We start from the raw sequence: 5639 nt of genomic DNA, 5'->3' as shown, positions 1-5639 counted from the left end.
AGGTGACCGTGCCTTTCCAGACGTGCGGAACCGACTCGACCGGCCCGCGGCCGCTCGCCATATTAAGGTAAGCATTACCTAACTTGATAGCCCCTCGTTCGGAGGGACGCACGGCTCCAGCCGCTAGAGTTAAGGTCTGCCTAACCTAAGGATGTTGACGTGGAGACTGGCCGGTGACCCGGCGCAGGAGGCTGCGCCCAGCCATGCTCGTCGCGCTGCTCGCGGCCGCGCTGACCACGCTGTGCCTGTTGTCGATCGCCCTGGGCGCGCTGAGCATCCCGCTCGACCAGGTCGTTCGCGCACTGGTCGGCCACCCCTCCAGCCGGCTCGTCGACAACGTCGTCTGGACGGTTCGCGTCCCGCGTACCGTCCTCGGTCTGTCGGCCGGCGCCGCGCTCGGACTGTCCGGCGCGCTCATGCAGGCGCTCACCCGCAATCCGCTCGCCGACCCCGGGGTGCTGGGCGTGAGCGCGGGCGCGTCCTTCGGGATCGTGGTGGCCGTCGCCGTCTTCGGGTTCGGATCGCTCTACGACTACGTGTGGTTCGCCTTCGCCGGCGCGCTGGCCACCAGCGTGCTGGTCTTCCTGCTCGGCCGGGTGGGCGGCCCGGGCGGCACCCCGGTCAAGCTGGCGCTGTCCGGAGTCGCCGTCACCTTCCTGCTGTTCTCGCTCACCAACGCGATCGTCCTCACCGACCCGGACGCGCTCGACCGCTACCGCTTCTGGTCCGCCGGGAGCCTCGCGGACCAGGACGGCGCCGTGGTCGTACGCATCCTGCCCTTCCTCGCCGTCGGCGCGGTGCTCGCGCTGACCGCCGCGCCCGCGCTCAACAGCCTGGCGCTCGGCGACGACGTGGCGGCCTCGCTCGGGCGGCGCGTCGGGCTGGTACGGCTCCAGGGCGCCGTCGCGGTGATGCTGCTGACCGGCGCCTCGGTCGCGGTGATCGGTCCGGTGGTCTTCCTGGGCCTGGTCGTCCCGCATGTCGCCCGTGTCCTCGCCCAGTACGCCGGGCTCGGCCCCGACCACCGCTGGCTGCTGCCGCTGTCGGCGGCGCTGGCCCCCTGCCTGCTGCTGACCGCCGACATCATCGGACGGGTGGTGGACCGGCCCACGGAGATACAGGCCGGCGTCCTCGTCGCCTTCGTCGGCGGCCCGTTCTTCATCGCGCTGGTCCGCCGCAGCAAGCTCGCGGAGGTCTGAGCATGACCACTCCCGCCACCGCCGCTTCCGTATCGGTTCCCGCCGTCACCCGGGCCCGCCGGCCCTTCCGGCTCGCCACCCCGCCCGTCTCCGGCGTCCTGCGCCCCCGGCTGGTCGCCGTCTGCGCCGCCCTGACCGTCGTGGTGGCCGTGCTCTTCTGCTGGGGTATCGCGATCGGGGACTATCCGATCAGCCCCACCGGCGTGGTCAAGGCCCTCGTCGGCCAGGGCGATCCGGGCACCCGGCTGGTCGTCCACGAACTGCGGCTGCCCCGCGCGCTCACCGGTCTCCTGGTCGGCATCGCCTTCGGCATGTCCGGCGCCCTGTACCAGACGATGACCCGCAACCCGCTGGCCAGCCCCGACATGATCGGCCTCACCGAGGGGGCCGGCACGGCCGTCGTCGCGGGCATCGTGCTCGGCTGGGACGGCGGCCTCGGCACCCAGACCCTCGGGCTGCTCGGCGCCCTGGCCACCGCGCTGGTCGTGTACGCCCTCGCCTGGAAACACGGCGCCACCGGCTACCGGATCATCCTCGTCGGCATCGGCGTGTCCTGGATGTGCACCAGCGCCACCGACTACCTGGTCGCCCGCGGCCAGCGCTTCGAGGCCCAGGCCGCGCTGGGCTGGCTGGTCGGCAACCTCAACGGCCGTACCTGGGACCAGGTCACCCTGCTCGCCGCCGCGATGGCCGTACTCGTCCCCGCGGCCCTGTGCATGAGCCGCTGGATGCGCACCCTCCAGCTCGGCGACGACATCGCCGCCGGACTCGGCACCCCCGTCGGGGCCGTACGGCTCGTGCTGATGCTCATCGGTGTCGGTCTCATCGCCTTCGGCACCGCGGCGGCGGGACCGGTCGCCTTCGTCGCGCTGGCCGCCCCGCAGATCGCCCAGCGGCTGGCCGGCACGGCGTGGCCGCCGCCGGTCGCCTCGGGGCTGACCGGCGCGCTGGTCGTCCTCGGCTCCGACCTCGTCGCACGCGAGGCGATCCCCGGCACCGAACTGCCCGTCGGCATCGTCACCGGTGTCATCGGAGCGCCGGTGCTGCTCTGGCTACTCATCCGCGCCAACCGCGCGGGCCAAGGAGGCTGAACGCATGGTGACCACAGACCCGACCCCCGCGCCCGGCCCCGACCTGCGGGCCCGCGGCCTGCATCTGGCGTACGACCACCGGCTCGTGGTCGAGGACCTGGACCTCGTCGTCCGCTCGGGCCGGATCACCGCCATCGTCGGCGCCAACGCGTGCGGCAAGTCCACCCTGCTGCGGGCCCTGGCCCGGCTGCTGGCCCCGCGTCAGGGCGCGGTCGAACTGGACGGCCGGGCCCTGCAATCCGTGCCGACCCGGGAGTTGGCGCAGCGTCTGGGGATACTTCCGCAGACCCCGGTGGCACCGGAGGGGCTGACCGTGGTCGACCTGGTCAGCCGGGGCCGCTCACCGCACCAGACCTGGTGGCGGCAGTGGTCGAAGGCGGACGAGCTGGCCGTCCACGAGGCCCTGGCGGCGACCTCGCTGACCGAGCTGGCCGACCGCGCGGTCGACGAACTGTCCGGCGGGCAGCGGCAGCGCGCCTGGATCGCCATGGCGGTCGCCCAGGGCACCCCGGTCCTGCTGCTGGACGAGCCGACGACCTACCTCGACATGGCCCACCAGATCGATGTGCTGGACCTGATCACCGACCTCAACCGCCGCGAGAACCGTACGGTGGTGATGGTGCTGCACGACCTCAACCAGGCCTGCCGGTACGCCGATCACGTCATCGCCATGAAGTCCGGCCGTATCGTCGCCGAGGGGCCGCCGGCCGAGGTGATCACCGCGGCCACCGTCGAGGACGTCTTCGACCTGCGCTGCCAGATCACCACCGATCCGGTCAGCGGCACCCCCCTGGTCATCCCCATCAGCCGCCACCACGACATCGCCGCGGCCCCGGTCGCCGCGGCGGCGACGTCCGGGGCCTGAGCGGACCGGGCCGACCGGGCGGACCGGGCAGCCCGGCCCGCTGTGACGCGCTCCAGGGCGGCCGGGACCGCGCTCACGGCCGCGCGGTGAGGTAACCGCCCATCGTGCGGAAGTAGTCGGCCGCCGCGTACTCGGTGCCGCTGTCGTCGCGCACCCGCCGCACGAGCAGACCGGGACGGCGGCCGGTACGGGCGTCCGCGCCGGCCACGATGACGACGCCGTCGCCCTCGCGGATGAAGATCCGCCCGGGCGTCCCGCCGTACCGGGCCTCGGACAGGGCGGCGGAGACGATACGGACGCGCTCACCGCGGTGGTAGGTGAAGGCGTTGGGGTACGGGTCGGACTGCGCGCGGACCAGGCGTTCCAGGTCCTCGGCGGGCCAGGTCCAGTCGATCCTGCTGTCCTCGATCGACCGCTTGTGGAAGAAGCTGGCCTCCGTGCGGTCCTGGGGCTCCCAGTGGTCGCGGCCGGACGCCATCAGGTCCAGGGACTCGCGCACGATCGGGCCGATGAGGTCGACGGTCCGGTGGAACAGATCGGTGGCGGTGTCGGTCGGGCCCACCGGCACCGAGCGCTGCAACAGGATGTCGCCCGCGTCGAGTTCACCGTTCATCCGGTGCGCGGTGACGCCCACCCGCTGCTCCCCGTTGATCAGGGCCCAGATGATCGGGGAGAAGCCCGCGTACGCAGGCAGCAGCGAGTCGTGCACGTTGAGCGTGCCGCGCGGCGGCAGGTCGAAGATCTCCGGCGGCAGCCAGGTGCGCCAGTTGTTGGCCACGATGATGTCGGGGGCCGCGGCCCGGATCGCCGCTATCAGCTCGGCGTCGTCGGGACGGTTGCGCAGCAGCAGCGGAACGCCGTGCTTGTCGGCCAGTTCGGCGACGGAGTCGTCCCAGATCTTCTCGTACGCGTGCTCGCTCTTGGGATGGGTGACGACGAGGGTGACCTCGTGGTCGGAGTCCAGCAGAGCCTGGAGTGTGCGATGGCCCCAGGTCTGATAGCCGAACATGACGACCCGCATGCGGTTCTCCCCTTCCACGACATCATTGCAAGGCAAGCCTTACCTTACCTACTATGTGTGCGCTGAGGGAGGCGATGCCACGGTGACAGCACCGCGCGTTGAGTCGGGCACCATCCATGACGTCCTGGGAGTGGGTTTCGGACCGTCAAATCTGGCTCTTGCCATAGCCATTGACGAGTGCAACGCCGAACTGGCGGAGGATCAGAGGCTCGACGCCCTCTTCCTGGAACGGCAACCGCGCTTCGGCTGGCACCGCGGCATGCTGATCGACGACGCGACCATGCAGGTCTCGTTCCTGAAGGACCTGGTCACCATGCGCAATCCGACCAGTGACTTCAGCTTTCTGTGCTACCTGCGCGAGCAGGGCAGGCTGGTGGACTTCCTCAACCAGAAGACCCTCTTCCCGCTCCGCGTCGAGTTCCACGACTACTTCGAGTGGGCGGCCGCCCGGGTGGCCCACATGGTGGGCTACTCCTCCGAGGTGGTGTCGATCGCCCCCGTGCGCGACGACGACGGCGTCGTGGGCCACTTCGAGGTGACCTGCCGTCAACCCGGCGATCCGGGACGCGCGGTGATCCACCGGGCCCGCAACATCAGCGTGGCGCTGGGCCTGGAGCCGCATCTTCCGCCCGGCAGCGAGCTGTCCGAACGCGTCTGGCACAACAGCCAGTTGATACCCCGGGCCGCCGAACTGAGCGCCACGGGAACGCCGGTGCGCCGGGCCGTCGTCCTCGGCGCCGGCCAGAGCGCGGCGGAGACGGTGGAGTATCTGCACCGCACCTTCCCCGACGCCGAGATCTGCGCGGTGTTCGCCAAGTACGGCTACACGCCCGCCGACGACAGCCCCTTCGCCAACCGGATCTTCGACCCGGAGGCGGTCGACGTCTTCTACGACGCCCCCGCCGCGGTGAAGCAGTCGCTCTTCGACTACCACCGCAGCACCAACTACTCCGTCGTCGACATGGACCTCATCGAGGCCCTGTACGCGACGTCGTACCGCGAGAAGGTCCAGGGCCGCGAGCGGCTGCGCTTCCTCAATGTCTCCCGTATCCGGAAGGTCGACGTCCTGGACGACCGCGTCGACATCGGCGTCGAACACCTGCCGACCGGTCAACTGCGCACCCTGGAGGCGGATCTTCTGGTCCATGCCACCGGCTACCGCGCGCGGGACATCGCCGCGCTGCTGGGGGAGGCCGCCAAGATCTGCCTGCGCGACGACGGCGACTCCGTCCGCGTGGGCCGGGACCACCGGGTGGAGGTCTCGGCCGAGGTCGCCGCCGGCATCTATCTCCAGGGCGGGACCGAGCACACCCACGGGCTGACCTCGACCCTGCTGTCCACCACGGCCGTTCGGGCCGGCGAGATCCTCGACTCGCTCCTCACCCACCGGAACGCCGGTGAGCAGATCGGCGCGGGCCGCCGCTGAGGCACGGGCGGCCCCCCGGGTGACGTGATCGCGCGGC

5 protein-coding genes are annotated in these 5639 nt (G+C 71.3%); 4 read left to right on the top strand and 1 reads right to left on the bottom strand.

What is annotated here, in order from left to right; translation table 11 throughout:
* The first annotated feature begins 203 nt into the window (after window positions 1–203).
* From OHA30_RS03340 to OHA30_RS03330, 3 genes are read left to right on the top strand one after another with little or no spacing between them, the layout of a single operon-like run.
* Window positions 204–1199, top strand: coding sequence for a FecCD family ABC transporter permease (locus tag OHA30_RS03340; RefSeq protein ID WP_328917706.1), 996 nt, complete (start codon window positions 204–206; stop codon window positions 1197–1199).
* 2 nt (window positions 1200–1201) lie between these two features.
* Window positions 1202–2290 (top strand): FecCD family ABC transporter permease, encoded by a 1089-nt coding sequence (locus OHA30_RS03335; RefSeq protein WP_328912280.1) that lies wholly within the window; start codon window positions 1202–1204, stop codon window positions 2288–2290.
* A gap of 4 nt (window positions 2291–2294) precedes the next feature.
* Complete coding sequence (locus OHA30_RS03330; RefSeq protein WP_328912279.1) at window positions 2295–3155, top strand: ABC transporter ATP-binding protein; 861 nt, start codon at window positions 2295–2297, stop codon at window positions 3153–3155.
* A gap of 73 nt (window positions 3156–3228) precedes the next feature.
* Here the strand turns inward: OHA30_RS03330 and OHA30_RS03325 are convergent, their stop codons facing one another.
* A complete protein-coding gene (locus tag OHA30_RS03325; RefSeq protein ID WP_328917705.1) occupies window positions 3229–4176 on the bottom strand; it encodes a methionyl-tRNA formyltransferase in 948 nt (315 codons plus the stop codon).
* 82 nt (window positions 4177–4258) lie between these two features.
* On the opposite strand from OHA30_RS03325, the gene OHA30_RS03320 reads away from it, so the two are divergent.
* Entirely contained in the window at window positions 4259–5602 is a 1344-nt protein-coding gene (locus OHA30_RS03320) for a lysine N(6)-hydroxylase/L-ornithine N(5)-oxygenase family protein (protein WP_328912278.1), read from the top strand.
* Window positions 5603–5639: the final 37 nt, after the last annotated feature.

This window comes from Streptomyces sp. NBC_00223, from assembly GCF_036199905.1.
Classification (GTDB): domain Bacteria; phylum Actinomycetota; class Actinomycetes; order Streptomycetales; family Streptomycetaceae; genus Actinacidiphila.
This window is presented reverse-complemented; position numbering and strand designations above follow the sequence as displayed.